The organism is Pseudoalteromonas sp. A25 (assembly GCF_009176705.1).
In the GTDB taxonomy this organism is placed as follows: domain Bacteria; phylum Pseudomonadota; class Gammaproteobacteria; order Enterobacterales; family Alteromonadaceae; genus Pseudoalteromonas.
In genome coordinates this window covers 2192919-2219763 of sequence record NZ_AP021846.1, presented here as the reverse complement: position 1 = coordinate 2219763, position 26845 = coordinate 2192919, and the positions used below count along the sequence as shown (strand labels likewise).

Below are 26845 nucleotides of genomic sequence, written 5' to 3'. Positions count from 1 at the left end.
AGTTCGGTCATTTTGTTAGCCACAGGGCTAATTTTTCAACAACAGTCTGTGCAACGATTGGTTTAGTGATGTAGTCATCCATTCCTGCGTCAAGACACTTTTGTTTATCTCCTTGCATAGCATTTGCTGTCATTGCAATAATAGGAATTGATGTCATCACAGCACCGCAGCTGCCGTTGCGGATATTCTTCGTTGCTTGATAGCCATCCATAAGTGGCATCTGGCAGTCCATCAGGATAGCGCCAAATGGCGTCGTTTCCACAGATGCCTTGATTAGCTCGAGCGCCTGCATGCCATTTTCTGCGACTGCAACCTCAAGACCGATGTTTTGTAGCACTTTCAAAGCAACCAGCTGATTTACCTTGTTATCTTCAACGAGCAATACGCGAATATTGTCCGCCCACTTAGGACGAGATATTTCAGAAGGTTGGTTTAGCAATGAATGCTTTGAATTTCGTTGTTGCTGGATAAGCAGTTTGGCGTCGGTGTCAATTATTGACAATACATTCAAAAGCGACGTTTGCGTAATTGGCTTGCAAATAAACTCATCATTACTAGTTTTTTGCTCATGTGCGTGCTGATAGTAGTGGGCAAATTGAGTCATGGTGATACATTGGGTGTTTAAAAAGTGCGTGTTACTTTGCATGCCCTCAGGAAAAGAGCTGTTTTTAGGATTCAGTAAGTTGATATCACACAGTACTAAATCAAAAGGCGAGTGATTATTTTTGTGTTGTTCAATTAGCTCAAACAAAGTGCTAGAGTCGCAGGCTTGCGTGACAACAATTCCCCAACATTCCAACTGTGCCTTAAGTGCACAACGTGATGTATTGTTACTGTCAGCAATAAGTACATGTAATTTAAGTTCACTCAGCTGATATAACCTCTGAGGGCCGACTAAAGAAACTTCACAAGTTACGGTAAAGGTACTACCAACCCCTTCCTCGCTCACCACGTAGACATCGCCATTGAGCATTTGGCACAAGCGTTTGGTTATGCTCAGACCCAATCCAGTACCGCCATACTTGCGCGTAGTAGATGCGTCAACCTGGCTAAATGAATCAAAAAGTGAGGCAAGCTTGGCGCTTGGGATGCCAATACCTGTATCAGAAATTTCGCAACTTAGAACATAACGGCTCTCATTGGCAGCTGGTTCGAGTTTAGCAACGATAGTAACATTGCCTTGTTCAGTAAATTTGATAGCGTTACTTAAAATGTTACTGAGTATTTGTCTGATCCGATTAGGGTCTGAACACAGAAGCGGTGTGTGTACGTTAGTCAGGTTCAGCACAATTTCTATACCTTTGCTTTGTGCTGTTAATGCCATTGATTCAGTTAATATTTCTATTAGCTCGATAAAGTCGAACTCAATGTGTTCTAATTCTAGTTTATCGGCTTCTATTTTAGAAAAATCTAAAATATCGTTGATCAGAGTAAGCAGTGAAGTTGCACTGGTAGCGGCTATTTCAATCGCATGCTTTTGTTCGGCACTAAGTTGGCCAGATTTTAGAAGCTCAAGCATACCGATTACGCCATTCATTGGTGTTCTAATTTCGTGGCTCATATTGGCTAAAAAGTCTGACTTGAGCTGCGTTGCCTCTTCAGCTTTTACTAGTGCCACTGCTAAGTCTTCTGCTTGTTCTGCTAATGAGGCTGTTTTTTCTGAAACTTGCTCTTCGAGCTGTGCTACAAATTGTTTCTGTCGAGTGATCTCCAATCGTTGCAATCGAGTTCTTAGGTAAATAACCATTACCACGATAGCGCTTATGAGCAACATATAAAAGATGTATGCCCACCAAGTTTGCCAAAAAGGGGGAGCTACATGCAGATTTACCGTTAGTAGTTTATCGCCCCATTCACCGTTGCTATTTGTTGCTTTTACTAAGAATCGGTAAGACCCGCCGTCCAAATTAGTAAACGTTGCAACATTACGGTTGCCAATTTCGATCCAGTTTTTGTCGTAACCTTCAAGTTTGTATGCATATTGATTTTTTTGAGGAGAGACAAAATCAAGGACAGAAAATTCAAGAGAGAACACATAGTCTAGGTAAGATAGTTCAAGGTCTGTGACATAGGAGTGGGGAACGTCGAGAGTGACAGGTTGCCCCATTATATTAAACCCTGTGAGGAGGAGGTTAGGGCTAATTGAGTTGCTGTATAGTGAGTCGGTACTAAAATACTCGACACCCCTTGGGCTGCTCGTAAACAGTGTTTTGTTGGTCCCCTTAACCAAGCTGCTAGGATAGTAATTTATGCCCAATAAGCCGTCTTGACTATCGAAATTTTTTACGGTTTTACCAAACGGAGAAAATCTAGAAATGCCTTTATTTGTGGTAAGCCAAAGGTAGCCTTCACTATCATCCGAAATTGCGCGAATTAGATTTGTTGGTAGTCCTTGCTGCTCGTTAAAGTGCAAAAAACTTTGCGATTTACGCTGATATAAATTAAGTCCTTTTTGTGTAGCTATCCATATTTTACCATCTTGTGATTGATGAATATCCTGAACTATGCTGCCTAAAAGGCTACCAGATTCGTATGGGTTGTTTCTCAAAGATAAAAATTGCTGCTTGTCTTGTTGCCAAATATTAACTCCATCCCCGGTGCCGACCCACATGTTATTGTCTTGATCTTTATAAATGTCGAGTACCTCAGGGTGGGATAAACCATGTTTGGTGCTTAAGTGAGTGAATTTATGTTGACGAGGTTCATATACATAGACGCCGTTTTTGTATGTGCCAATCCAAATTCGGCCATCTTTATCTTGGTTTAATGCTCTTATCTCTCGAAACTCTTTATGACTTGGATCATCTGTCGGGTATTTAATTAACGTTGCGATATTGCTGGTAAGGTTAAATTTGGCTAGCCCTTCATCTTGGGCAACCCATAAACTATTGTCATTAGCCAAAAATAAGACGGGCCGCTCTAATAGACGATTGTTGTCAAAGCCGTTTGCTTCATTAAAAATTGCATTAGATAGTTGAGTTAATGTTTGTTCTGAAATGTGCCACTTAAAAATCTCAGACTTAGAGTTAGCAATTAAAATATTGCCGCTTTTATCGGGCAAGATCCCATTTGGTGCACTTAGTTCAGCTTGCTGGAGTGATTTAAATTTTCTATGTCGTACAAGTTTATAGATACCGTGAACTTCGTTGGTGATCCAAAGTGTCTTAGCGTTGTCTTCAAAGATAATTCGCAAGCCATTGTTATGTTCAAGATTTAATTGTCTAATTTCTGAATGGTCTAGAGATTGTCTATATACACCGTTACTGGTCACGTACCAGATAAAGCCATCACTATCTTCTATCATCGAGTTAACTTGACCTAAGTGTTCTCCATTGTGTAGGCCAATCGGTGTAAACTCTTTGGTTTGAAAATTAAAAAGAAAAGGGCCTTTTTGTGTACCAATATACAGTTTACCATTACTGCTTTTCAAAATATGTCTAATCTCATTGGCACCTGTAGGGGTATTATTAGTGTGGTCTGGAAAATAGTATTCGAAAGTATTGGTCTTCTTGTTGTAGAGGTTTAAGCCATAACTAGTTGCAACCCAAATAGCGTGCTTGTCATAGTCTTCTATATCCCAGACTCGGTTGTGGGTTAGCCCAGTATTGTCATGATCTTTTTGTTTGATATGAGCAAATCGGCCATCACCTAGGTAGCGGTTTAAACCTTGGTCGTAAGAGCCGAGCCAAATGATGCCTTCTTGATCATGATGCAACGATTGTATTCTGTTTGCGGAAATTGAGTCAGGGTGCTTAGGGTCATGAAGAAAGCTCTCAAACTTTCCTGTCTTAGGGTTATAGCGGTTTGCGCCACCGCCCCAAGTTCCAATCCACACGTGACCATGATGATCAAGCATAAGGTTGCCAGCGTCATTATGAGACAGAGCATTATCACTCATGCTGTCAAATTCAAACAAGGTTACTTTGCGCCCGTCATACCGCATGACTCCATTCTCTGCAGTACCGAACCATAGTAACCCTTGTTTATCTTGAACGATGGAGTATATTTCTGATGAGACAAAACCATCTTCTGCGGTCAGTTGTTTTATTGAATAATCATTAGCTAAAATGGGGCGCTGTCCAAAAGAGCATTTCGGGTAAATGGTGGTGAATAATAGCATTGTAATAATCAAGTATTTATTCATAAGCTCTTTCGCAAAAAATTGTTGTCAAAGACTTACTGCATATTTTATAACTTTTAACTCTTATACAAAGCATTTATGGCTGAAGACATTAGTAACATTTAGAATGCTTATCTAAACAAAAGTGTGTCTACTCAGTGTCACTATGCGCATCGTTCTCAAGCCATTTTAATTAATTATCGGCCGTTCTGTGTTTTTTACTCTTAATGGTCAGGCCCGACTATTATGTGAGGCTCAAACCTGACCACGTTTATTGTTAAACTTTAAATTGCTCCAGCATGCTCTCTTGCTCAGCAATTTTCTCTACTTGGCTTTTCATTGTGTAGTCTACAGTCTTCGCTTCATTGAAGACCATATCGGAGATGTTTCTGATCTCCATTGCGTTGGTATTTACTTCACTAACAACTTGCCTTTGTTCGTTGAGCATATCTGCAATTTGTAAGTTGAGTTGCACAATATGTTCAATAGCTGTGCGTATTGCTTGCAGAGAATCACTTGTTTCGTCGGCTTTGCCCACCGTTTTTTCAACAACACTTTGGCTTTGCTTCATGACTTGTACAGCATTTATTGCACCAGCTTGTAATTGATCAATCATAGTTTTAATTTCGGTTGTTGCCTCTTGAGTGCGTTGGGCAAGCGTCCGTACCTCATCAGCAACAACAGCAAACCCTCGGCCAGACTCACCTGCACGTGCGGCTTCTATTGCGGCGTTAAGCGCAAGTAAATTGGTTTGCTCTGCAATACCATTGATAACAGACAGTATTTGTTCAATGCCACTGGTTGAGACTTCTAAGTCGTTAACAACATCCACTGCGGTTGATATTTGCTCTGACAAATGGGCAATAGTATCCGTTGTTTGCGCAACAATTTTTTGCCCTTCAACAGCCGCGGTATCGGTATTTTGAATCGCTTCAGCTGCTTCTTGTGCAGAGTTGGCGACTCGTTGTTCTGTTTCTGACATGTGCTCTGTTGCTGCAGTAAGAGACGTGAGTGACTCTAATTGCCGTGAAATGGCGTTGCTTGACTGATTGGCACCAGAAGAAGTCTGTTTTGCATCTTCGAGTATTTCGTGACCGAGCACTTGAATGTCAGCAATAAGTTGCTGCAGACGCGCAGTAAACAAATTAAAGTTTTCAGCTAAAGAAGCAAACTCTGGATCACTGTTTGTATTTAGCCTAACCGTTAAATCGGCATTGCCTTTTGCAATATTAGCCATAGCGTTGTTAATGTCCGACAGTGGCTTGAGCAATAGATTGATTACAAAAGAAAGTACAACGATACTCATGATCACAAATATCGTTGTGAACAAAATAGAGTCCTGCGTCACTTCTGTCACAGCTGCAAACACTTTATCTTTTTTAAGTGCCACACCCACTAGCCAATCAAAACCATCAACCTTTTGAAAATCGATAAGATATTCAGTGTTATTTAATTCGATATACTGAAGGTCTTGACTGAATGAGGCATCGCCCAAAAATTTACTTGCCTTGTCGCCGTTTAAACTTACATCTGGGTGAGAGATAATGGTGCCATCTGTGCTTACCATGAAAGCAAAGCCAGCATCAAACAAATTGAACGAATTGATCATATCACCCAGCTTAGCCAAACTCACATCATAAAATAATGCCCCATGAAAGCGACCCTGCTTGGTGACAGGGGTACCGACTGAAACAACAATTTCTTTGCTTACAGAGTCGGCGTAGGGAGCGGTAACAATTAACTTCCCTGCATTTTTGGCATCAGTATACCAAGGGCGCTTGCGTGGATCCCAAGTGGGGCCGGGATTCCACGAAGGGTCACTGGCAACATATTTACCTGTACTTTCTTCACCATATCCAATCAACAAGAACTGCTCTGTAAGTTTTGGTTGGGATAATATAGGGTAGGCACTTTGCAAAGAGTCAGTTTCGGATACTAATGACGTGGCCAATGTGGCTAAATCAATACTGCCTTGCATTTGTGCAGTCACCGTGTTGCTGATCCCTTGAATTATTTCGTTAACGCTCTGACTAACTTGTAATTCTAAGTTTTGTTTGATGGAAAAGTATTGTTTAATAGACAAAACGCTGAGCGCAAGAAACAAGACTAAAGAGGATACAATAACAATTTTGTGTTTGAACTTCACGGCACATCTCCAACACTCGACATTATATAAATGTAAAACATTAACAAAAACTTGCAATGTTCATTTTGTTCTAATGTACCAGATATCGCAAAACTTTAAACTGCTAGATTAATTTACTTTATACATTTGTGTAATATGTTTGTTACGTGTCAAATTTATTATACTTTTGCATGTTTCTTTTAAAGCTTATCCAGATAGACTCTTACTTAATGTGTAACTAAAATGGCAATGCTGGCACACCGCCACTGCTATTTATTGTGAAAGTCTCGTTTATACGCCCTTCGTACTTTTAATTGTTGTTTAAGTGACAATAAAAAGAATAAGCAAGCTAACTAATCTAGTGTTTTATTTCAGTTGTACTCTTTGTTGCTTAATTTTTTTCGCTTAATGCTCGCGGTGATAGCGAGTGCATTCATCTCAAGTTTGCAACAGCACAGCCATAAACAGTGCAGCCCCGTCACTTTTGAAGCACTTTTATTATTCATATGTTACTTAAAGCTCTATTGTTATTCGCAAGCGATTTTTTTACTCCATGCCTAAATACTGATGAACAACAGACTGCGTTTTTAAGCGTAAAGTAATGTAAAACCGATTGTTATCAGTTCTATCGCTACGTTATAAAAGGCGCTTAAATAGATCTAAATGAGCTTTACTAAACGTATAATTTAGTCAGTCATATTTTTTGGGAAACGTATGCAGCTACATACATTGATATTATTTTTTTTATTAGCCGTTTGGTCGGTTAAATTGTTCAGTCAGGAGCAACGAGGTGCGACGATAGTGATCACTCAGCCCGTTCAGTTTGTTGCTACAAAAGAGCGTATTGACGTGGTCGGTACGTCAGAAGCTAGGCGTTCAATTATTTTGTATCCTGCGGTAGCTGATAGAGTCACTTATGTTGGATTTAAAAGTGGTGATAAGGTCAAAAAAGGCGACGTGCTTTTTCAACTTGACGATAGAAATGAGCAGGCCAAAGCGCAACAGGCAAAGATTCATTTGAGCAACGCGAAACGTACGCTTGCCCGATTACAAGATAGTATTAAAAAAGGGGCCACCACACAAAGTGTGCTAGATGATGCGAAAATGCAAGTAGAGCTGGCTCAAGTGGCTTTGGCACAAGCCAAAAACGATGTGCAAGACCACCGTGTAGTCGCACCCTTTTCTGGCATTGTGGGGATCAGCGATATTGAGGAAGGAGACTGGGTAACAAATCAAACCAAGCTAGTTTCACTTGATGATAGAGCGGCGCTATATATTGATTTCAAAGCTCCTGAACATGCTATCTCTATGCTAAAAAGCAATAGCGAGGTACGTGTCACCCCTTGGCATGATGAACAAGAGTCCGTAAAGGTGGCGGTTGCGCAAATAGATTCTCGTATTGATGATAGAACAAGGAGCATTCGCGTTAGGGCATTACTATCGAATGAAAATGATCAGTTTTTGCCTGGAATGAGCTTTAAAGTCGCGCTTACGCAATTAGGAAAACGTTACGCAAGTATTCCTGAAGCCGCTTTGATGTGGGGCCCTACTGGCCCTTATGTGTGGTTGTCAGAGTTGGGCGTTGCAAAAAAAACTAAGGTGCAAGTAGTGCAACGACAAGAGGGACAAGTGTTAGTTCAAGGAGATATTCGTGCACACGAAACTCTTGTAGTAGAAGGGGTACAGCGATTACGCGAAGGGCAGAAAATAACGGAACAACTTGCAAAGGCGCAATAACGATGTCAGAAAAGCGATTACACAGCTCAGTATCAGACTTACCATCATTAGCAATTCGCCGACCCGTTCTTATTGTTGTTTTAAACCTATTGATCATTATCGCTGGTATCGCCGCCCTAGGTGGTGTTGAAGTGAGAGAGTTACCTGATGTAGATAGACCTCGCTTAACGGTTAGCGCCCAACTTCCAGGTGGTTCACCAGAGACGGTTGATACAGAGGTTACGAGTAAATTAGAAGGTGCTGTTGCGCGAGTATCTGGGGTGAAATCAATACGAGCACAAAGCGAAGAAAGTAATAGCCGCATTGTAGTTGAATTTAGACCAGGCACCGATATAGAGGATGCGGCAAATGAAACGCGAGAATCTATCAGCAGAGTTCAGCGTGAATTACCCAAAGAAGTTGAACGTGTCTCAATTATAAAGGCAGATAGTGATGCTCAAGCTGTAGTTAGTTTGGCAATAAGCAGTCAGTCACTGGACATGGAGTCATTAACTGCGCGAGTTGAAAGAGATTTAGCACCGCAATTTTTAACGATCCCTGGTGTGGCAGATGTGAGGCTTAACGGAGATCGGGAACGCGTTTTACGAGTTGCACTCGACCCGTTAAAATTGACAAGTTTCGGGCTTTCCGTTGCAGAAGTCGCTCAAGTGTTAGCGCAAGCCCCGTTCGATGTGCCAGCTGGAAGCTTAAAATCTTTTGACCAACAACTGATTGTCAGAGCTGATGCCACATCTATAACCGCAAAACAAGTAAGCGATATTATTGTTAAAGACAATATCCGAGTCGGTGATGTTGCCGCGGTCTATTTTGGTCCAGCAGATGCAAGAAATATGGTGCGTTTGGATGGTGAACCAGTGCTTAGCCTAGAAATTATTCGACAAGCGCGCTCTAATACCATTGAGATCTCAGATGAAGTACTCAAGCTGGTAGAAAGGCAAAAGTTACGCTTTCCAGAGTTAACCCTTCATGTTATGCAAGATGATGCGCAATTTATCCGTGGCTCAGTCGATGAAGTGCTTCTGTCTCTATTAATTACGGTTGTGCTTGTTGTTATTACGCTATGGGTCTTTATTGGGTCTTGGCGAGCCACCATTGTACCTGCGATAGCTATCCCGATGTCATTAATGGGATCGGTTGCCATTATTTGGCTGTTAGGCTTTTCAATTAATATATTGACCTTACTTGCATTGGTATTAGCAACGGGTTTGATAGTCGATGATGCGATTGTGGTCAGTGAAAACATTCAAAGGCGCAAAGCGCAGGGGTTAGGGAGTCGTGCCGCCTCGGTTTTAGGAACGAGAGAGGTATTTTTTGCTGTTGTAGCAACCACCGCGGTATTAGTGGCTGTATTTGTGCCAATAGCGTTTTTACCTTCCACGGCTGGTCGGCTCTTTAAAGAGTTTGGAGGTGTTTTGGCGGGGGCGGTGATCATTTCTTCTTTTGTAGCGCTGTCATTGGTTCCTGCATTAACTTCTCGATTGCCAAAAAAATCTACCTCTAACCACCGATTAAGCTTTATCGGTAGACGCTGTGCAAATATATATGCGTTGATGATTGATTGGGTGTTAAGACATGCTTGGTTAACACTGCTAATATGTATTTTAGCAGCGAGTTCATCCGCCTTTATGTACACGCAACTAAAAAGCGAGCTGCTACCGCAAGAAGACAGAGGTAACATTCGTATATTTGCTCGCGGTCCAGATGGGGTGGGCTTAAATTTTATGGACAGACAAGCACGCGCAATGGAGAGTGTGTTGGCCCCTCTTGTCGACTCAGCTCAGATTTCATCGGTGTATACAGTGGTTGGGCAATGGGACCCAAACATTGTGTTTATTACCGTGCCGCTTGCTGACTGGTCTGAACGTGAGCTTTCCCAACATCAGATAATGGATCAAATTAGAGGACCATTGGGTCAAATTCCTGGTGCGCCAGCAAGACCTTTTGGTGCAAATAGTCTAAACCTAAGAGGACAGGGTGGGGGGATAGAGCTGGCGCTATTAGGAGACAACTACTTAAATATTTTCAATGCGGCGCAACAATTTAGTAACCAACTTGAACAGAGCTACCCTGAGTTTGGTAAAGCGGATATTTCTTATCAACCTTCTCAACCGCAGTTACGAGTCAATATAGACCGACAAAGGGCGCAAGATTTAGGTGTACAGCTTAGCGATATCGCGATAACACTGCGAGCTGCTATCAATGGTGACGATGTTGCAGATTTAAATGTGGGCGATCAGTCAATCCCAATCATATTGCAAGCACAAAACTATGATATTCAAACACCTGCAGATCTAGCAAACTTGTATGTGAAAAGTCAAAACGGTCAACTTGTCCCATTATCGAGTGTTTCTCGCTTAGCAGAAGAAGGCGTTGCTGCTGAGTTAGAGCGATATGCGCAACGAAGAGCGATTGAACTCGATTTGCAGCTACCAAAGGGTATGATGATGAGTGAGGCGGTCGAAATTATCAGATCTTTTGCGCATGAAACTCTGCCTAATGGTATTGATTTGGCATTTAAAGGAGAAGCACTGACCTATCAGGAAACGGCACATGAAGTCATGTTAACCTATGTTCTAGCATTTTTAATTGTGTTGTTGGTATTGGCTGCACAATTTGAAAGTGTGAACAGTGCGTTTGTAGTAATGATCACTGTGCCATTTGGTATGGCATCAGCATTTGTTGCACTCAAGCTTACCGGCACTACCTTAAATATTTACTCTCAGATTGGTTTGGTAATGTTAATCGGTTTACTCGCCAAAAATGCTATTTTGCTAGTGGAGTTTGCGGATCAACGTCGAGATCAAGGATACGAAGTGAAGGAGGCAATCTTAGATGCAGCATTGATAAGGCTAAGACCAATTGCGATGACCCTATTTTCTACTTTGCTAGGGGCGTTACCGTTAATTTTGTCGGTCGGTGCAGGGGCTGAAGCACGCAGTGCGATTGGCTGGGTAGTGTTTGGCGGGTTAGGGATCTCTGTATTCTACACCTTGTTCCTTACACCGGTAATTTACTTGGGCTTAGCACGCTTTACGAAACCTAGAGTCGACGAAAGCAAGCGCTTGGCAACTGAATTAGCGCATGCACAGAAAAATTAGTGCATCTAGTTGTAGGTTCTACCCCTTAAATTGATTAGGTGTTATTGCGGGCTAGCGCTTTTAAGGTGAGGGGTAATTATGTATCGCTCAAACGATTAGTGTCTTACGCGGGGCTTAGCTCGCTCAGGTAGAAAGCTAAGTCTTCGGTAAAGATGTAGGAGGGAGAGCTGCTAGTAGCTGTGTGTGAATTTTAATAGCTCTAAAGTATTCGTTGTCATTTCTCCTCCGGCACGTTTCGCCCCACCAATTAAATAAATACCTTGCTCTGTGCTGATAGCACCTAGGCCGTGACGGGTTGATGTCATAGACAGGGGAAGCGTTTGCCATTTATCGCTAGCAAAATCATATTCCCATATGTGTTTAAATGTCTTGCTGTGCATCATCGTAATACCAGCGCGATTTATACTATAGCTATATTGTTCACCACCAAAAACGTATATTTTGTTGTTGTAAGCCGCTGCAGCAATACCAGAACAAGCAAAGGGTGTAGGGGCTAGTTCGTACCATTTGTCGGTGCGCTTGTCGTAAAAATCGACCTGAGATTGATTTTGATGTCGTTTATCTTGGATCCGACCGCCAATAAATAGGCAGCCGTTATTCATCGCAACACAAGCACCTGAATTTCGAGCAAGTGGCAGAGGCGCTGCTTGTTGCCATTGCTTACCGTCAAAAAAAACATGGTCGTTAATATCACTTAAACGGCCATAGTTTAAGCCTCTTCCAGAAATGACATGTGCATCATTGTTAATGACTGCGTACCCTGACTCAGCTTGAGGGTTAGGTAATGGTGCGGATACATGCCAATGATCATGTAAATTAGGAAGTAAAAACGCATCTTTGCGTACCTGCCAGGGATCTGACTTGCTCGCTGCAAAACCACCTATAGCCAGCACACCTCGCGGTGTACTGAGCAATCCAAGATGATGGCGTTTAACGGGGAGTAGCGGTCCTGTTCGCCATGCCTTTTTGTATAAGTCGAAAAGGTAGCATGAGTTTGAGGCATCCATTGCACCCATTGTGGCGTTGTCATGAGTGCTTTGTGTAAGTGCGCCAGCAATAACTAGGTGATTGTTAAAAAGGCACGGATAAAGCTCTTGAACATATGCGGGCAAGCGGGGTTTATCAACCCAGAGAGCTTTTTTCGACATAGAGTTAGCTAACAAGCTTGGTGAGCTTGCAAGTAGCGTTAGTTGTACTAAGTTGCGAATAAAAGCACGGCGTTCCATAATTATCCTTTATAGGTACACTGATTTAAGATAGCAAATCTATGTGCGTTTACAATTCGACTTTGTCATAAAATGTAAATAACCTCAGCTGCACATAAGAGAATTTGCCCAATAAAGCTATTTCGCTCACTCTCTTCGTTATTTTCATTTGTAATAGCTCGCTATTACTTCACGAAAATGCCTTGATAGTGAGCGAAATATCGTCATTGGATATTGAAGGGGTTGCAATGTCTCTCTTGTGAGCTATCAAAACTCTTATCCGAAGCTGAGGTTAAATAAGAAAGTGAGTGTGGAGCCATTTGCGAAAATAAGAGGCGAATAAAACAAAAAAGCCCACTAAAAAGTGGGCTACTGTATAACTTGTACTAGTTATGCGTTTTCAAGCGCTGTACGAGCATCAACATATTCCATGTTGAAAGCTTCAGCTACTTCTTTGCAGGTAACTTGACCGTTAAGTACGTTCAAGCCATCCATAAAGTGTTTGTCTTCAAGTAACGCTGCTTTATAGCCTTTGTTCGCTAACCTAATGATATAAGGCAATGTTGCATTATTTAATGCAAAAGTAGAAGTGCGCGGCACTGCGCCCGGCATGTTAGCAACACAATAGTGAACTACTTCATCAACAATGTAAGTTGGTTCCGCGTGTGTAGTTGCTTTAGAAGTTGCAATACAACCACCTTGGTCGATAGCAACGTCTACAATTGCAGCACCAGGCTTCATTGCTTTGATGTGTTCAGCTGTAACTAGTTTAGGCGCTGCAGCGCCAGGGATAAGTACTCCGCCAATTACTAGGTCAGCTTCAAGTACGTGCTTTTCTAGTGCATCAGCCGTTGAGTAAACTGCTTTCGCTTGGCTACCAAACTGTGCATTAAGTGAACGAAGTACGTCAATGTTGCGATCAAGAATAGTAACGTCGGCACCAAGACCTACAGCCATTTGCGCTGCGTTACGACCAACCATACCACCACCAATTACAACAACTTTGGCAGGCTCAACACCCGGCACGCCACCTAGTAACATACCACGGCCTTCACGTGATTTTTCAAGAGCTTGAGCACCCGCCTGGATTGACATGCGGCCAGCTACTTCTGACATAGGAGCAAGAAGCGGTAAACCACCACGAGCATCAGTCACTGTTTCATACGCGATACAGATTGCTTTGCTCTTAACTAGGTCTTCTGTTTGTGGAAGATCCGGTGCTAGGTGAAGGTAAGTGAATAAAATTTGCCCTTCACGCAACATTGCGCGTTCTACAGCTTGAGGCTCTTTTACTTTTACGATCATATCTGCTTGTGCAAATACTTCGGCAGCTGTTTCTAATACAGTTGCGCCAACTTCTACATAATCTTCGTTAGTAAAACCAATGCCGATACCAGCATTGTTTTCAACGATAACTTGGTGGCCGTGGTTAATTAGTTCACGAACGCTCGCTGGAACCATACCTACGCGGTATTCGTGGTTTTTAATTTCTTTAGGTACACCGATAATCATAATAAATCGCCTCTAAAATAGAACGGGATAAAATTTTTGACTATTATATGTATGCTGCACTAGTGTGTCCTACCTTTTTACAGTTTATCGCTAGTGATATATACTAATCTTTAATCTGAAACAGTAGAAAAAACTATCCAAAATGCATCAACAATTAGATCGAATCGACAGGAAAATATTAGTCGAACTTCAAAAAGATGGTCGGATTTCTAACGTAGAGCTCGCGCGCCGTATAGGTTTGAGTGCAACGCCTTGCTTGGAAAGAGTCAAAAAACTAGAGCGAGAGGGCTTTATTAGAGGTTATAAAGCGGTAGTGGATCCTGCTAAACTAGGTCAAGGATTACTTGTCTACGTAGAAATTACGATAAATAAAAACTCTCCAGATGTGTTTGATAAGTTTAATCAAGCAGTGCGTCAGCATGACGAAATCATTGAATGTCACTTAGTGTCTGGCAACTTTGACTTTTTGCTCAAAACTCGAGTGACGGATATGTCAGAATACCGTGGTGTGTTGGGAGAGATCTTATTAAAATTACCGAACGTCAGTGAAAGTCGAACTTATGTGGTAATGGAAGAGGTAAAAGGCGAGGAGGGGGAAGTAATAAAACCCTATGCACCATGAGCCTTTTCTTGCTAAGGTGTGCCTAGTAAATTGCTAATAAAAGAACAAAAATAGAGGAAAACGCCAGTATGCGTCTAAATGGTGTACAACGCCTCCTTGAAACCGGGTTAATCGTCAGTACCGCTGCGGCCATTTTTATACTGTGTGCATTGATAAGTTTTGATCCCGCAGATCCAGCGTGGTCACAAACAAGTGAATATGTTCAAGTAAATAATGTAACGGGCTCTGCTGGTGCATGGGTTGCAGACATCTTATTGGTCAGTTTGGGGTGGCTTGCGTTTTTGGTCCCTGCGGCGATTCAAATTTTTGGTTACCTATTATTCAAGAAACCACACAAAATCTTGCAGCTTGATTACACCACTTTGGGGTTGAGAGTTATCGGCTTAACGTTGTTTGTAACGTCCGCCAGTGCCATTAGTAGCATCAATTTTGATGATATTTTTAGTGTTTCTTCAGGCGGGGTCGTGGGGGACGTGGTTGCTGGTGCTATGATGCCGGCGTTTAACTTTACAGGTACGTCAATTCTACTGTTGTGTTTTTTCTTTGCGGGTCTGACTTTGTTGACCGGCGTTTCATGGGTTGAATTTGTCGATTACTTAGGCGCAAAAGTCGTTGCGTTTTTAAAATGGCTGCTCGCTAAGTTTGAACAGCGCAGCGAAGCATCTGGAGCGTCTGACAACCAAGAGCAACGTGAATTGCCGCATGGTAGTAAAGAATTAAGCGATAGCAATAGCGATACTCTGCCAGAAGTAACGACCGACGCTGACTCACATCCGCAAAATAAATCCAAGTTGTTGAACTTGAAGGATAAGCTGTTTAGCGAAAAAAATGATGAAGTGAAGTTGGTAGATGAACCATCAGCAGCAGAAAATAATGTATTCGACGAACTAGATGACATCTTAGAGCAGGAAATTAACTTTTCAGCTATTGATGATGAAGGGTTTGATACCGCCTCGGCGCTAAACGCCTTAGATGAATCAGCTGCGAGCACATCTGAACCCGCTCAGAGTGTACCAGAAACAACGGTGATGTCTCCTGCTAGGCCTCTTAAATCAAAGACCGAGCAACCTCAGTCAAGCTATAAACCAGAGCCATCAGCAAAAGAAAAGTTTGAAGCGCTACTTGAAGAGCGCCCACCAATGGATCCGTTGCCGTCACTCGATTTGCTTGACCGTCCAGATAAGCAAAAAAATCCGATTTCTAAAGAAGAGTTAGACGCTGTTTCGCGACTAGTAGAAGTGAAGTTATTAGATTTTAACATTCAAGCGAGTGTAGTAGGGGTATATCCGGGCCCTGTTGTTACCAGATTTGAATTGGACTTAGCGCCAGGAATTAAAGTAGCAAAAATAACCGGTCTTGCTAAAGACTTGGCCCGTTCGCTATCTGCTGTAAGTGTACGTGTGGTAGAAGTTATCCCAGGTAAAACTTATGTTGGCCTTGAGTTGCCAAATAAACATCGCGAGATAGTACGTTTATCAGAGGTGATTAACGCCCCTAAATTTGAGCAAAATGCATCACCGTTAACCATGGTGTTAGGTAAAGATATTGCGGGACAGCCAGTGGTTGCAGATTTGGCAAAAATGCCCCACCTGCTGGTGGCGGGCACAACTGGCTCAGGTAAGTCAGTGGGCGTTAATGTAATGATATTAAGCTTACTATACAAGTCGCCACCTGAAGATGTTCGCATGATCATGATTGACCCGAAAATGCTTGAACTGTCGGTGTACGAAGGGATCCCACACTTGTTGTGTGAAGTAGTCACCGATATGAAAGAAGCAGCAAATGCATTGCGTTGGTGCGTGGGTGAGATGGAACGCCGCTATAAATTAATGTCTGCTTTGGGTGTACGTAATCTTAAAGGTTACAACCAAAAAGTGTTAGATGCGAAAGCGGCGGGACAACCCATTTTAGACCCATTATTTAAAGACACGGATGGTATGGCTGAAGGCCCTCAAGAGCTTGATAAGTTGCCAAGCATCGTTGTAGTAATTGATGAGTTTGCTGACATGATGATGATTGTTGGCAAAAAGGTAGAAGAACTGATCGCTCGTATAGCGCAAAAGGCGCGAGCAGCAGGGATCCATCTTGTGCTAGCAACGCAACGTCCTTCAGTTGATGTAATAACAGGTTTAATTAAAGCTAATATACCAACACGGATGGCGTTCCAAGTTTCTAGTAAAATAGACTCAAGAACAATCTTGGACCAACAAGGTGCTGAAAATCTGCTGGGTATGGGTGATATGTTGTATTTACCACCTGGTACAAGCGTGCCAGTGCGTGTTCATGGTGCATTTGTTGATGACCACGAAGTACATGCAGTCGTCAGCGACTGGAAGGCAAGAGGTAAGCCAAATTATATAGAAGAAATATTATGTGGTGATGCGACAGAAGATATTCTTTTGCCAGGAGAAGCCCCAGAAGGCGGTGATGATGAGTCAGACCCCCTTTATGATGAAGCGGTCGGCTTTGTTATTGAGTCAGGTAAGGTCTCGGTATCAAGTGTGCAGCGTAAACTGCGTGTTGGGTATAACCGTGCCGCGAGATTAGTTGAACAAATGGAAGCATCTGGTGTCGTAAGTGCACCGGGGCATAATGGAGCTCGAGAAGTACTCGTCCCTAGAGGTGGAGCAAATTAATGAACTTTATAAATAAATTGACCAAGTGCAGTATTGTGGCTGCTTGCTTGACGTTTAGTCTAAATGCGGTGGCTGATGCAGCAAGTGATTTGCAAGCAAAGCTGAGTAACATTAATACCTTTGAGGCTCAGTTTTCACAACGCGTTTTAGATGAACAAGGTAATGTATTGCAACAAGGCTCAGGCAACATTGCGCTTGCCCATCCTCTCAAGATTTATTGGCAACAGCAGCAACCTGATGAGACGCTGTTTGTGTCTGATGGCCACAAGACGTTTTATTATGACTTGTTTGCCGAGCAAGTAACGGTCATGAATACCTCATCTTTGATAGACACAACACCGTTTGTGTTACTGACGTCGCGCGCACAAGAGCAGTGGGCAAAATACCAAGTAACTCAAACAGAAACAGGTTACAAAATTACCCCAACTGAGGGGGTTGAGTCTCAAGTAGAAGTGCTAGAAATTGAGTTCTCGCAAGAGCAAAGCTTGCAGGGTATTAAAGTTAAAGATGTTTCAGGGCAGATTTCTAATTTTAGTTTTCACAATCCTCAGGTGAACAGCTCGCTTGCACCTGACCTATTTAGTTTTGCTGTGCCCAAAGGGGTCATAGTTGATGATCAAACTCAAGGTGAGTGATTTTTGTGAGTAACCTTGGTTTTGATTTTGCCCCTGATGTAAGACCCTTGGCCGCACGTATGCGGCCAACTTGTTTAGCCCAGTATATTGGTCAGTCGCACATATTAAGCCCAGATCAACCACTTTACAAAGCCATTGAGCAAGGGCGTTGCCATAGCCTAATTGTTTGGGGGCCTCCTGGAGTGGGCAAAACAACGATTGCGGAAGTGATAGCACATCATGCAAATGCTGATCTAACTCAGCTCTCAGCGGTCACATCGGGTGTTAAAGAAATTCGCAACGCTGTTTTAGAAGCTAAAAGCCGTTTATCACAAGGTCGCAGAACGTTATTGTTTGTAGATGAAGTTCATCGCTTTAACAAATCTCAGCAAGACGCATTTTTACCTTATATCGAAGATGGCACGTTTATTTTTATAGGTGCGACCACCGAAAATCCAAGTTTTGCACTAAACAATGCGATTTTATCGCGAGCACGCGTATATACCCTAAAGGCGTTGAGCGAGGACGAACTTGTAGAAGTACTTAATCGCGCGTTAAAACAAGATGAGCAGTTAAGTACGCTCGACGTCTCTATCAGTGACCAGGCATTAGTCGCCATCGCAAAAGCCAGCAGTGGCGATGCACGCAAGGCGCTTAATTTGTTAGAGCAAGCGATTGATTTAGCAGAGCGAAATAACGCTCATGTGATGATTGATGAGCAAGTTTTGGTTCATGTGTTACCGAGCCATCTAGCAAAATATGATAAAGGCGGCGACCTTTATTACGACTTAATTTCTGCTTTTCATAAATCGGTGCGAGGTAGTAGCCCTGATGCAGCTTTATATTGGTATTGCAGAATATTAGCCGGTGGAGGAGATCCGCTTTATGTTGCCAGACGCCTGCTTGCGATTGCGACAGAAGATATCGGCAACGCAGATCCAAGAGCGATGCAGGTAGCACTCAATGCGTGGGATATCTATCAACGAGTAGGCCCAAGCGAGGGTGAGCGAGCAATTGCACAAGCCACCTTATACCTTGCCAGTGCACCAAAAAGTAATGCAGTGTATATGGCGTTTAATCAAGCCAAGCAAGATGCAATGAGCGATAGTGATTGTGAGGTGCCAGTGCATCTTCGTAATGCACCAACCAAGTTGATGAAAGAACTAGGTTATGGCGAGCAATACCGCTATGCACACAATGAGCCGGGCGCTTTTGCCGCTGGCGAAAACTACTTTCCCGAGCAAATTAAGGACCGGCAATACTATCAACCGACAGACCGGGGTCTTGAAAAGCAAATAAAAACCAAGCTTGATTACTTAGAGCAACAAAATCAGCAAAGCGACCATAAAAGATACCAAGATGATTAAAATGTACCTCACAATTGCACTTGGTGGCGCACTTGGTGCCTGTTTACGGTTTTTCATTAACGATATAATGTTAAAACTCTTGGGTAAGGGATTCCCTTTTGGTACATTGACCGTTAATATTCTCGGTTCACTGTTAATGGGCATTCTTTACGGTTTAATAGAAAAACAAGTTATTACCGTTAGCCCTGCCAAAACCTTAGTGGGTATTGGTTTTTTGGGCGCATTAACAACTTTTTCAACATTTTCCATGGACTCCGTGCTGTTACTGCAGCAAGGACAGGTTCTGAAAATGGCTCTTAATGTCACACTCAACGTGGTTGTGTGTATTTTTATGGCTTGGTTGGGCCTTTGCTTGGTCATGCAAAAAGGTTAAAAATAGCAAATGTTAGATTCAAAATACTTACGTCAAGACATTGCAGAAGCAGCGGCACGCTTAGCAAAGCGTGGCTTTGATCTGGATGTTGAAGCAATCAATGCGCTAGAAGAAAAGCGCAAGGCATTACAAACTCAAACCCAAGAATTACAAAGTGAGCGTAACAGCCGTTCCAAAGCCATTGGTCAAGCAAAAGCAAAGGGTGAAGATGTTCAACCTTTGTTAGACGCAGTAGCCAACCTTGGCGATCAACTTGCTGCGGCAAAATCAGAGCAAGATAGTATTCTTGCCCAGTTAAATGATATTGCAATGTCACTACCCAACTTACCTGCTGAGGAAGTACCAGCGGGTAAAGACGAGAACGACAACGTAGAAGTGTTAAAGTGGGGCGAACCTAAACAGTTTGATTTTGAAGTTAAAGATCATGTGGACTTAGGTGAAGTGCTGAGTAAGGGCTTAGACTTCGAAACAGGCGTTAAATTAAGTGGTTCACGCTTTACTGTGATGCGTGGTGGTATTGCGCGAATGCACCGTGCACTAGCGCAGTTTATGCTAGATACGCATACCGACAAAAATGGTTACACGGAAATGTATGTGCCGTTGTTGGTAAACAAAGACAGCTTATTTGGTACAGGTCAGTTGCCTAAATTTGCTGAAGACTTGTTTCACACTAAAGGCCTAATCAGTGATGATGGTGTTGAGCAAGACGGCTTTAGCTTAATTCCAACAGCTGAAGTACCACTAACAAACTGTGCACGTGATGAAATCTATGACGAAAAAGACTTACCAATTCGTATGACTGCTCATACCCCTTGCTTTAGAAGTGAAGCGGGTAGTTATGGCCGTGATACGCGTGGTCTCATTCGTCAGCACCAGTTCGACAAAGTTGAGCTAGTTCAATTGGTAAAGCCTGAAGATTCAATGGCGGCACTTGAAGAGCTAACCGGTCATGCTGAGCAAATCTTGCAAGCACTTGAATTACCTTATCGTAAAGTTATTTTGTGTACGGGTGATATGGGCTTTGGTGCAACTAAAACATATGATTTAGAAGTATGGCTCCCTGCGCAAAATACTTATCGTGAGATCTCATCATGTTCAAACATGTGGGATTTTCAAGCCCGCCGAATGCAAGCGCGTTTCCGCCGTCAAGGTGAGAAAAAGCCTGAGTTATTGCACACGTTAAATGGTTCTGGTTTAGCGGTGGGGCGTACACTGGTTGCTATTCTTGAAAACTATCAGCAAGCGGATGGTAGTGTGGTTGTACCTGAAGTGCTTCGCCCATATATGGGTGGTCTAGAAGTTATCAACTCATAAGCTTCTTGCATAAAACAAAAAGCGCCTGAAATGGGCGTTTTTTTGTTTTTGGGTTTGAATTAGTTGTCACAGAACATAACTAAAGCAAGGTCGTTATGCGTTGTTTGCAATCGATATTCAACTATAGGAAATAGCAATATCCAACTTTTGCCAAAATGTATGGCACTAGAAACTTCCTGCTTAGAGAGTCGCGTGAGTCAAGGCTTTACCTGTTTAAGCTCATGAAAACGATGCGTTGTTTACTTCGTCGCCGTGCGTTAAGTAGCACAGCAAATTCAGTAATATATCTGATATGTGGTGTTTGAATAACTGTCATAAAGACGAAACCCCAGCGCTAGATAAGGAAAACACTCTGATAATGCAATAAGTATTATCTGAATTAGTCTCGACTTGATCTGACATTTCGATTTGAAAAATTGAGAGTTACCCGTTTTGATAAAGGTGTCGAATCTTTTAATCAAAACAACCTAAAAGGTGGTAACTCTCATGTTGCATACTAACAACCCAATTATAAAACACAAAACTGGATTACTTAATCTTGCAGAAGAACTAGGTAACGTTTCAAAAGCCTGTAAAGTCATGGGCGTTTCAAGAGATACATTTTATCGATACCAAGAGCTAGTAGAGGACGGTGGCTTGGATGCGTTAATTGATAAAAGTCGTAGATCGCCAAACATTAAAAACCGTGTAGATGAAGTTACTGAGAACGCAGTGGTTCAATACGCTATCGATTACCCAGCTCATGGCCAGCACAGAACTAGCAATGAGTTGCGTAAACAAGGCGTCTTTGTTTCAGGCAGTGGCGTTCGCTCAATCTGGTTACGCCACGATTTAGAGAACTTCAAGAAACGCTTAAAAGCTCTAGAAGGTAAAGTTGCTGACGAAGGTATTATCCTCACCGATAGCCAAATCGCTGCGCTTGAGAAAAAGAAAAGCGATGACGAAGCTTGCGGTGAAATTGAAACAGCACATCCGGGTTACCTAGGCTCACAAGATACCTTCTATGTTGGCAATCTCAAGGGTGTTGGGCGTATCTACCAACAGACGTTTGTCGATACCTACAGCAAAGTAGCCTTCGCAAAGCTGTATACGACCAAAACACCAATTACTGCGGCTGACATACTCAATGACAAGGTTCTGCCTTACTTCGAGCAACACGAGTTGCCAATGTTACGCATTTTGACTGACCGAGGCACCGAATATTGCGGTAAGGTAGAGCACCATGATTATCAGCTCTATCTGGCAATTAATGATATCGACCATACGAAAACTAAGGCAATGTCGCCTCAAACCAATGGTATCTGCGAGCGATTCCACAAGACGATACTTAACGAGTTCTATCAGGTTACGTTCCGTAAAAAGCTTTACGGTTCGCTAGAGGAACTTCAAAAAGATCTGGACGAATGGATGGCTTATTACAATAATGAGCGAACTCATCAGGGAAAAATGTGTTGTGGCAGAACGCCATTTGAAACATTGCTTGATGGAAAATCGATTTGGGCTGAGAAGAATTTAGCTCAAATCTAAACTGACAGTCACCGATTGAAAAACGGGTAACTGTCAGATCAAGTCTGAGCTAGTACATATTATCTTTGGAGCGAGAGGGTTAAAAGTTTGCAAGTTATTATTTATTGCAAACCCCCTTATCTAATCCTGGGGTTAATTAAGTCGGTTAAACAATTACCAGTAACATATTGTTAAAAATTAAACTCGTGTACTGAGTAAGTGTGTTCTTGGCCTGAGCAATCAGTAGCAATCGCGCTAGTCGGTTTGAAATTACTTCCCAAGAACCATGTTGCAGTCATACGTGTGCCATCTGGGCAGTAGTCTCCCAAGGTGTGCGCTTCATAGCGACCCGCAGAGATATCTGCAGGCTCATTTTTATTCCAATATATGCGCGCTTCGCTATGGGGAGGAAGTCCTGCAAGCTGTTTATAGTAAACTTTCATTGAGTGCCAACGAGTAACAATACCACTACAAGATGTTGACTTACACTTCAAATAAACCATGCTGTGAGCATACTTTAATACACCATCTTCATTCGTGTTAGCGAATGACGAATTAGATAACAGAGCAAATGTGAGTATTGAGGTTGCCAGTAATATTTTCATTTTTATTTTCCTTTTCCTTTAAATTAGAATTCGTGCACTTTGTGTTGCAGAGTGCGTTGTTATTTTTATGTTTAATATGTTTGCTGTGAATGTTTTATGTGTAACTTTTTGTTGTTTTTCCGGTGGTGTACAACTCATTATTGCGATTAATGTAAAGGAGATTAAATTACACGTTGAAGAAGTTTGCTCAATGTAAAGCTGTGTAATAGTTTGAAATGAAAACCTCTTGGGTAATGTTTTAACTTATTCGGTTTACCACCATAATAATTACTTACAATTGTCTGATTTAACTCACCTTTAAGCTCAACTAAAGTGATGGCTTCTGCTCACTTCGCTTACCAAGCACGGTGTTATTTTCCCAATCTCTATACAGTACCTCGTATCTACTGCCGCAGGTCAATGCTCTATGCCAATGCAACTCGAGGTGATGGACTCTGTATGTTTATATCGTTGCGTAAATGGAATGGTATGTTCGAATTATGCCTGTTTACCCAATTATTGCTCAATTGCTAGTATTGGTTACAGGCTTCAAGATACAAAGTGGTTATGTTAATAGCCTGTCCAACTAAACAGCTGTTGCGTAGTAAAAATTTATACAGGTAAATCAAATGAATAAAAGGTTGGTTGCTGTAAGTTGATAGTAAGAAGGTATTCATTTCACAGGATTTCTAGAGCCTGCCACCAGAAAAAGTTTGTCTAACCATGCTATTTCGCTATGCACTGGGTTTTTACGTTATACCTATGAAAATATTGGGTTTGTTATATTTTCCACAAGGTATATACATGAATTATTCGATAGTTCTTAATAGTGTGCCTAACATTGTGTGTATGCACTTGGAGCCAGTATGACTAATGTCATCCATATTTTAGTTCTAACCGTTTTTTCAGTTTTTTGCCTTATCAGTTCGCTAAAGTCGTATGCGCAACCTGTTGAATTTGAGCAGATCATTTCTACAAAGGATGTAAAAATAGTTGGGTCATTAACTGTGCCCAAAAACATGAAAGAAGATGCTTTAGTTATCATGCTTTCTGGCAGTGGTCCGCAAGATAGAGATGAAACGCTGGATGGTTTTAAAGTTTTTAAAGAGCTGTCGGATCAGCTTAGTAAGTTTGGTATCGCGAGCTTTCGCTTTGATGATAGAGGGGTTGGTCAAAGCACGGGAAACTTTACGACAAGTACATTGCAAGATCATGTTACTGATGTAGAAGCAATTATGAGCTACTTCAAAACTCTCAAGTCGCATAGGTTTGATAGGTTCATCATACTAGGTCACAGCCAATGAGGAATTGTTAGTGCCAATGTAGCAATTAAAAATAGTGTGGTAGATAAGGTAATATTGATGGGAGCTCCAGCAGTTCCTCTTATTGATATTGTTTCTTACCAAGTAAGGCAAGAATATACAGGGACCAATCTAGATAGTGAACTGGTAGAGGCTGAAGTTTCTGCTCATATTAGATTAATGAACGCGATTAGCGAAAACCAAAACATAGCGCAGGCTTTGCAGCAATTTAGGGTGTCTGCAAAAGCGATATTATCCGCAACTAACTCAGGGTCCACAGAAACGTCTAAAATCGACGATTTGGCGAAATCAAAAGCTCAGCAATATGAAGTGGTTTACGCACTTCCGTCGCTCACCTCATATTTATATCATGATACTGCACACGACTATGAAAAATTAAGCATACCAGTTTTAGGGCTTTTTGGTGGCAAAGACTTACAGGTTACGATTGCTCAAAACAAAGACATTATGGAGAGAGCATTGCTAAAGTCAAAAACTAGCTATCATTTTGAAATATTCACAGATGCAAATCATTACTTTCAAAAGGCTAAGACTGGTCAAAGGCAGGAGTATGCTACGTTAGACAAGCGTTTTGTCGATGGCTTTGTAGAAAAAATTGCAAACTGGATACTTGATAACTAACTCCATTTTATTGTTGATTGATTTAGCGTTGAGTTAAGAGGTGAAAGAAAATGGTAAAAATTGGTATTGTTTATTTTTCTGTTACGGATGTTACTGGGGCGCTTGTTAGGCGTGCTTGTAAAGAATTATCTAAGCAAAATATCCCATTTATATCCCATCAAATAGTCGGTTCAGAGATTGTTGACGGTCGATTTGTAAACCCAGATTTAATGAACGAACTTGCTGGTTGTAATGCAATAATATTTGCTTCTCCAACCTATATGGGGAATGTATCCGCGCAATTTAAGGCGTTTGCTGATGCAACGAGTGACTTTTGGGAGAGACAAGCTTGGGCAGGAAAAATTGCTGCAGGCATAACCGCAGGAACAGGTCTAAATGGTGATCAAGCGTCGACACTTCAGTACTTTGCAACTTTAGCAAGTCAGCATGGGATGATATGGCTTGGGCTCGACGCACCTTTTAGCGATGAAGGTAAAAATGTAAATAGGCTAGGCTGCCAATTAGGCGTTACCGCACATAGCCTTGATGGCAAAGTCCATGAAACAGACCTAAGAAGTGCAGAGTATCTCGCTAATCGCGTTTTAAACACGGCTAAAAAATTAGCATCAAATGGATACTAATGCTTTGTCTATGGGTAAGGTTGGTACTATATAGTAATTGCTATTAATACAATTATGAGGGTGGTGAAATGTTTATCGTGATGATTGAGTTTGTAGTTAAAGAAGGCTGCGAAAAGCAGTTTATTGAAAAGTGGACAAAAGTAACTCAGGGCATTTACCTGTTTAAAGGAGCCTTGGGGTCAAGGCTCCATAGAAATGAAAATGGTGAGTTAATAGCGTATGCACAGTGGCCAAATAGAGAAACTTGGGAAAAATCAAACGAAATCGTAATGTCTGAGCATTACGAAGAAGAACGCAAATTAATGTTTGATGCACTGAACGTCGAAGAGACGAAGATCATTTACAAGATGGAAATCGAGAAAGATTATTTACAAATAAGAGCATTCTGAACAATTAAGCGCGTAATCAGATTGTCCGTGCAATGGTACGACTATTCCAGATAAAGAGCGATTATCCATAGCTAGAACCTGACGTTATTGTAATTAATGAGCCATTTCGAAAGTAGATTCGGTGGCGAGCTGGTTATTTGAAAACTAAGGGGGGTAGAATTATGAAGACCCTTTTTTGATAATCTATTAGCTCAGTGCCTGTCGGCGTATCAATATAGCCGCTAATCTTATTGCGTATTCCAAAGTACGCTTTACTGCCTTATTTTGACCTTACGTTCAATATTTAAGGTAGCATTCAATGATACGTATTTACTTAATTTTAGCTATAAACTTTTGTGCTTTTAATGTTTATGCACTGTCTGTGAGCAACTATTATTTAGTGGCAGATGATTATATAGCGCCTCACCTTGTTCCTCAGCATGAGCAGGCTTTGCTTGAATTTAAGCGAGAGGTAGATAAAGTGAAGTACAAAGGCAGTTGGCGCTTTTATGAATTCGACAATGGCCGCCATGTTGCATTCAGTGCAAAGAAAAATCACGATTACGAGCAGTCTGATCAAGTTCAGTGGCAGGAAGTGGAAGAGAAGTTCTCGGAAGATTTTTTGTCAACGAACGGTGAGGTTTATACAAAAACAATCGTAAACCAAGATTTTTATTTGATGCGTTATATAAAAGAATTATCATTTGGAGACCGCTCTCTAAATGCTGCTCCTAGTAAGAACCTCATTTGGCTAGAGCTACAGTTGCATCGTAAGCCTGTGCGTAAATACATGAGTGAGTGGGTAAAGCAGCTTAAGCAAAGTAAAAGTAAATTGAAGTTTTCTGTGTATTCTAAGCAATATGGCGCGAACCTACCTACTCTTTACATTGTTTTTCATTGTGACTCAATTGTTGATTTTTATGAGATGTTATCCCAGAAAAATTTAATTGATCCACTACGGTTGTTACCCCAAAGCATTTATCAAGGGGTAGAGGAATATGATATCAGTGTTGCTAGATATCTGCCTGAGATAAGTTACTAGTTCTTTTGAAAAGCACTCAGATTGACTAGTAGAGTAGTGTTTAGACTCAAGCGCACCGA

General features: G+C 41.7%; 19 protein-coding genes. 14 read left to right on the top strand and 5 right to left on the bottom strand.

Going from position 1 to position 26845, the window contains the following annotated elements; translation table 11 throughout:
- Positions 1-7 precede the first annotated feature (7 nt).
- Both GDK41_RS09370 and GDK41_RS09365 read right to left on the bottom strand, forming a co-directional pair.
- Complete coding sequence (locus tag GDK41_RS09370) at positions 8-4144, bottom strand: hybrid sensor histidine kinase/response regulator (protein ID WP_152086163.1); 4137 nt, start codon at positions 4142-4144, stop codon at positions 8-10.
- 253 nt (positions 4145-4397) lie between these two features.
- Positions 4398-6266: a methyl-accepting chemotaxis protein gene (locus GDK41_RS09365; RefSeq protein WP_152086162.1), complete on the bottom strand. Its 1869-nt coding sequence runs from the start codon at positions 6264-6266 to the stop codon at positions 4398-4400.
- 693 nt (positions 6267-6959) lie between these two features.
- Between GDK41_RS09365 and GDK41_RS09360 the strand changes: the two genes are divergently transcribed.
- Together GDK41_RS09360 and GDK41_RS09355 are read left to right on the top strand one after the other, a co-directional pair.
- On the top strand, positions 6960-7982 hold the full coding sequence (locus GDK41_RS09360) for an efflux RND transporter periplasmic adaptor subunit (RefSeq protein ID WP_152086161.1): 1023 nt from the start codon (positions 6960-6962) through the stop codon (positions 7980-7982).
- Between the two features lie 2 nt (positions 7983-7984).
- Positions 7985-11080, top strand: a complete 3096-nt coding sequence (locus tag GDK41_RS09355; RefSeq protein ID WP_152086160.1) for an efflux RND transporter permease subunit — start codon at positions 7985-7987, stop codon at positions 11078-11080.
- Between the two features lie 170 nt (positions 11081-11250).
- Here GDK41_RS09355 and GDK41_RS09350 read toward each other — a convergent pair whose 3' ends face one another.
- Entirely contained in the window at positions 11251-12306 is a 1056-nt protein-coding gene (locus GDK41_RS09350) for a Kelch repeat-containing protein (protein WP_152086159.1), read from the bottom strand.
- A gap of 369 nt (positions 12307-12675) precedes the next feature.
- On the bottom strand, positions 12676-13797 hold the full coding sequence (gene ald, locus GDK41_RS09345; RefSeq protein ID WP_152086158.1) for an alanine dehydrogenase: 1122 nt from the start codon (positions 13795-13797) through the stop codon (positions 12676-12678).
- Positions 13798-13939: 142 nt separating this feature from the next.
- Here ald and lrp point away from each other — a divergent pair, with 142 nt between their 5' ends.
- The 7 genes from lrp (at position 13940) to GDK41_RS09310 (ending at position 22250) form a co-directional block, all read left to right on the top strand.
- Positions 13940-14419, top strand: coding sequence for a leucine-responsive transcriptional regulator Lrp (gene lrp / locus GDK41_RS09340; protein WP_152086157.1), 480 nt, complete (start codon positions 13940-13942; stop codon positions 14417-14419).
- Between the two features lie 68 nt (positions 14420-14487).
- Positions 14488-17055, top strand: a complete 2568-nt coding sequence (locus GDK41_RS09335) for a DNA translocase FtsK 4TM domain-containing protein (RefSeq protein ID WP_152086156.1) — start codon at positions 14488-14490, stop codon at positions 17053-17055.
- 8 nt (positions 17056-17063) lie between these two features.
- On the top strand, positions 17064-17690 hold the full coding sequence (gene lolA, locus GDK41_RS09330) for an outer membrane lipoprotein chaperone LolA (RefSeq protein ID WP_442960208.1): 627 nt from the start codon (positions 17064-17066) through the stop codon (positions 17688-17690).
- Positions 17691-17695: 5 nt separating this feature from the next.
- Positions 17696-19036, top strand: coding sequence for a replication-associated recombination protein A (locus tag GDK41_RS09325; RefSeq protein WP_152086154.1), 1341 nt, complete (start codon positions 17696-17698; stop codon positions 19034-19036).
- On the top strand, positions 19029-19409 hold the full coding sequence (gene crcB, locus GDK41_RS09320) for a fluoride efflux transporter CrcB (protein WP_152086153.1): 381 nt from the start codon (positions 19029-19031) through the stop codon (positions 19407-19409). Before GDK41_RS09325 ends, crcB begins: the two co-directional genes overlap by 8 nt.
- 9 nt (positions 19410-19418) lie before the next feature.
- Entirely contained in the window at positions 19419-20723 is a 1305-nt protein-coding gene (gene serS, locus GDK41_RS09315) for a serine--tRNA ligase (protein ID WP_152086152.1), read from the top strand.
- Between the two features lie 486 nt (positions 20724-21209).
- Positions 21210-22250: an IS481 family transposase gene (locus GDK41_RS09310; protein ID WP_152085062.1), complete on the top strand. Its 1041-nt coding sequence runs from the start codon at positions 21210-21212 to the stop codon at positions 22248-22250.
- Between the two features lie 170 nt (positions 22251-22420).
- Here the strand turns inward: GDK41_RS09310 and GDK41_RS09305 are convergent, their stop codons facing one another.
- Positions 22421-22834 carry a hypothetical protein gene (locus tag GDK41_RS09305; RefSeq protein WP_152086151.1) on the bottom strand — a complete coding sequence of 138 codons (414 nt, stop codon included), beginning with the start codon at positions 22832-22834 and terminating at the stop codon, positions 22421-22423.
- 845 nt (positions 22835-23679) lie between these two features.
- Here GDK41_RS09305 and GDK41_RS09300 point away from each other — a divergent pair.
- From GDK41_RS09300 to GDK41_RS09280, 5 genes are all read left to right on the top strand, one after another.
- The gene (locus GDK41_RS09300; RefSeq protein WP_152086150.1) at positions 23680-24117 is read left to right on the top strand and encodes an alpha/beta hydrolase family protein; all 438 of its coding nucleotides are present in this window, start codon (positions 23680-23682) and stop codon (positions 24115-24117) included.
- A 57-nt stretch (positions 24118-24174) separates the two neighbouring features.
- Positions 24175-24756: a dienelactone hydrolase family protein gene (locus tag GDK41_RS09295; protein WP_152086149.1), complete on the top strand. Its 582-nt coding sequence runs from the start codon at positions 24175-24177 to the stop codon at positions 24754-24756.
- 50 nt (positions 24757-24806) lie between these two features.
- Positions 24807-25376, top strand: coding sequence for a flavodoxin family protein (locus GDK41_RS09290; protein ID WP_152086148.1), 570 nt, complete (start codon positions 24807-24809; stop codon positions 25374-25376).
- A 68-nt stretch (positions 25377-25444) separates the two neighbouring features.
- Complete coding sequence (locus GDK41_RS09285) at positions 25445-25765, top strand: antibiotic biosynthesis monooxygenase family protein (protein WP_152086147.1); 321 nt, start codon at positions 25445-25447, stop codon at positions 25763-25765.
- Positions 25766-26063: 298 nt separating this feature from the next.
- Complete coding sequence (locus GDK41_RS09280) at positions 26064-26786, top strand: hypothetical protein (protein ID WP_152086146.1); 723 nt, start codon at positions 26064-26066, stop codon at positions 26784-26786.
- The last annotated feature ends 59 nt before the right edge of the window (positions 26787-26845 follow it).

What these genes read in the sequence shown, in the direction of transcription:
- GDK41_RS09370 (WP_152086163.1), bottom strand. Translation starts at nt 4,144, where the DNA reads ATGAATAAATACTTGATTATTACAATGCTATTATTCACCACCATTTAC.
- GDK41_RS09360 (WP_152086161.1), top strand. Translation starts at nt 6,960, where the DNA reads ATGCAGCTACATACATTGATATTATTTTTTTTATTAGCCGTTTGGTCG.
- GDK41_RS09355 (WP_152086160.1), top strand. Translation starts at nt 7,985, where the DNA reads ATGTCAGAAAAGCGATTACACAGCTCAGTATCAGACTTACCATCATTA.
- GDK41_RS09350 (WP_152086159.1), bottom strand. Translation starts at nt 12,306, where the DNA reads ATGGAACGCCGTGCTTTTATTCGCAACTTAGTACAACTAACGCTACTT.
- ald (WP_152086158.1), bottom strand. Translation starts at nt 13,797, where the DNA reads ATGATTATCGGTGTACCTAAAGAAATTAAAAACCACGAATACCGCGTA.
- lrp (WP_152086157.1), top strand. Translation starts at nt 13,940, where the DNA reads ATGCATCAACAATTAGATCGAATCGACAGGAAAATATTAGTCGAACTT.
- GDK41_RS09335 (WP_152086156.1), top strand. Translation starts at nt 14,488, where the DNA reads ATGCGTCTAAATGGTGTACAACGCCTCCTTGAAACCGGGTTAATCGTC.
- crcB (WP_152086153.1), top strand. Translation starts at nt 19,029, where the DNA reads ATGATTAAAATGTACCTCACAATTGCACTTGGTGGCGCACTTGGTGCC.
- serS (WP_152086152.1), top strand. Translation starts at nt 19,419, where the DNA reads ATGTTAGATTCAAAATACTTACGTCAAGACATTGCAGAAGCAGCGGCA.
- GDK41_RS09310 (WP_152085062.1), top strand. Translation starts at nt 21,210, where the DNA reads ATGTTGCATACTAACAACCCAATTATAAAACACAAAACTGGATTACTT.
- GDK41_RS09305 (WP_152086151.1), bottom strand. Translation starts at nt 22,834, where the DNA reads ATGAAAATATTACTGGCAACCTCAATACTCACATTTGCTCTGTTATCT.
- GDK41_RS09300 (WP_152086150.1), top strand. Translation starts at nt 23,680, where the DNA reads ATGACTAATGTCATCCATATTTTAGTTCTAACCGTTTTTTCAGTTTTT.
- GDK41_RS09295 (WP_152086149.1), top strand. Translation starts at nt 24,175, where the DNA reads ATGGGAGCTCCAGCAGTTCCTCTTATTGATATTGTTTCTTACCAAGTA.
- GDK41_RS09290 (WP_152086148.1), top strand. Translation starts at nt 24,807, where the DNA reads ATGGTAAAAATTGGTATTGTTTATTTTTCTGTTACGGATGTTACTGGG.
- GDK41_RS09285 (WP_152086147.1), top strand. Translation starts at nt 25,445, where the DNA reads ATGTTTATCGTGATGATTGAGTTTGTAGTTAAAGAAGGCTGCGAAAAG.
- GDK41_RS09280 (WP_152086146.1), top strand. Translation starts at nt 26,064, where the DNA reads ATGATACGTATTTACTTAATTTTAGCTATAAACTTTTGTGCTTTTAAT.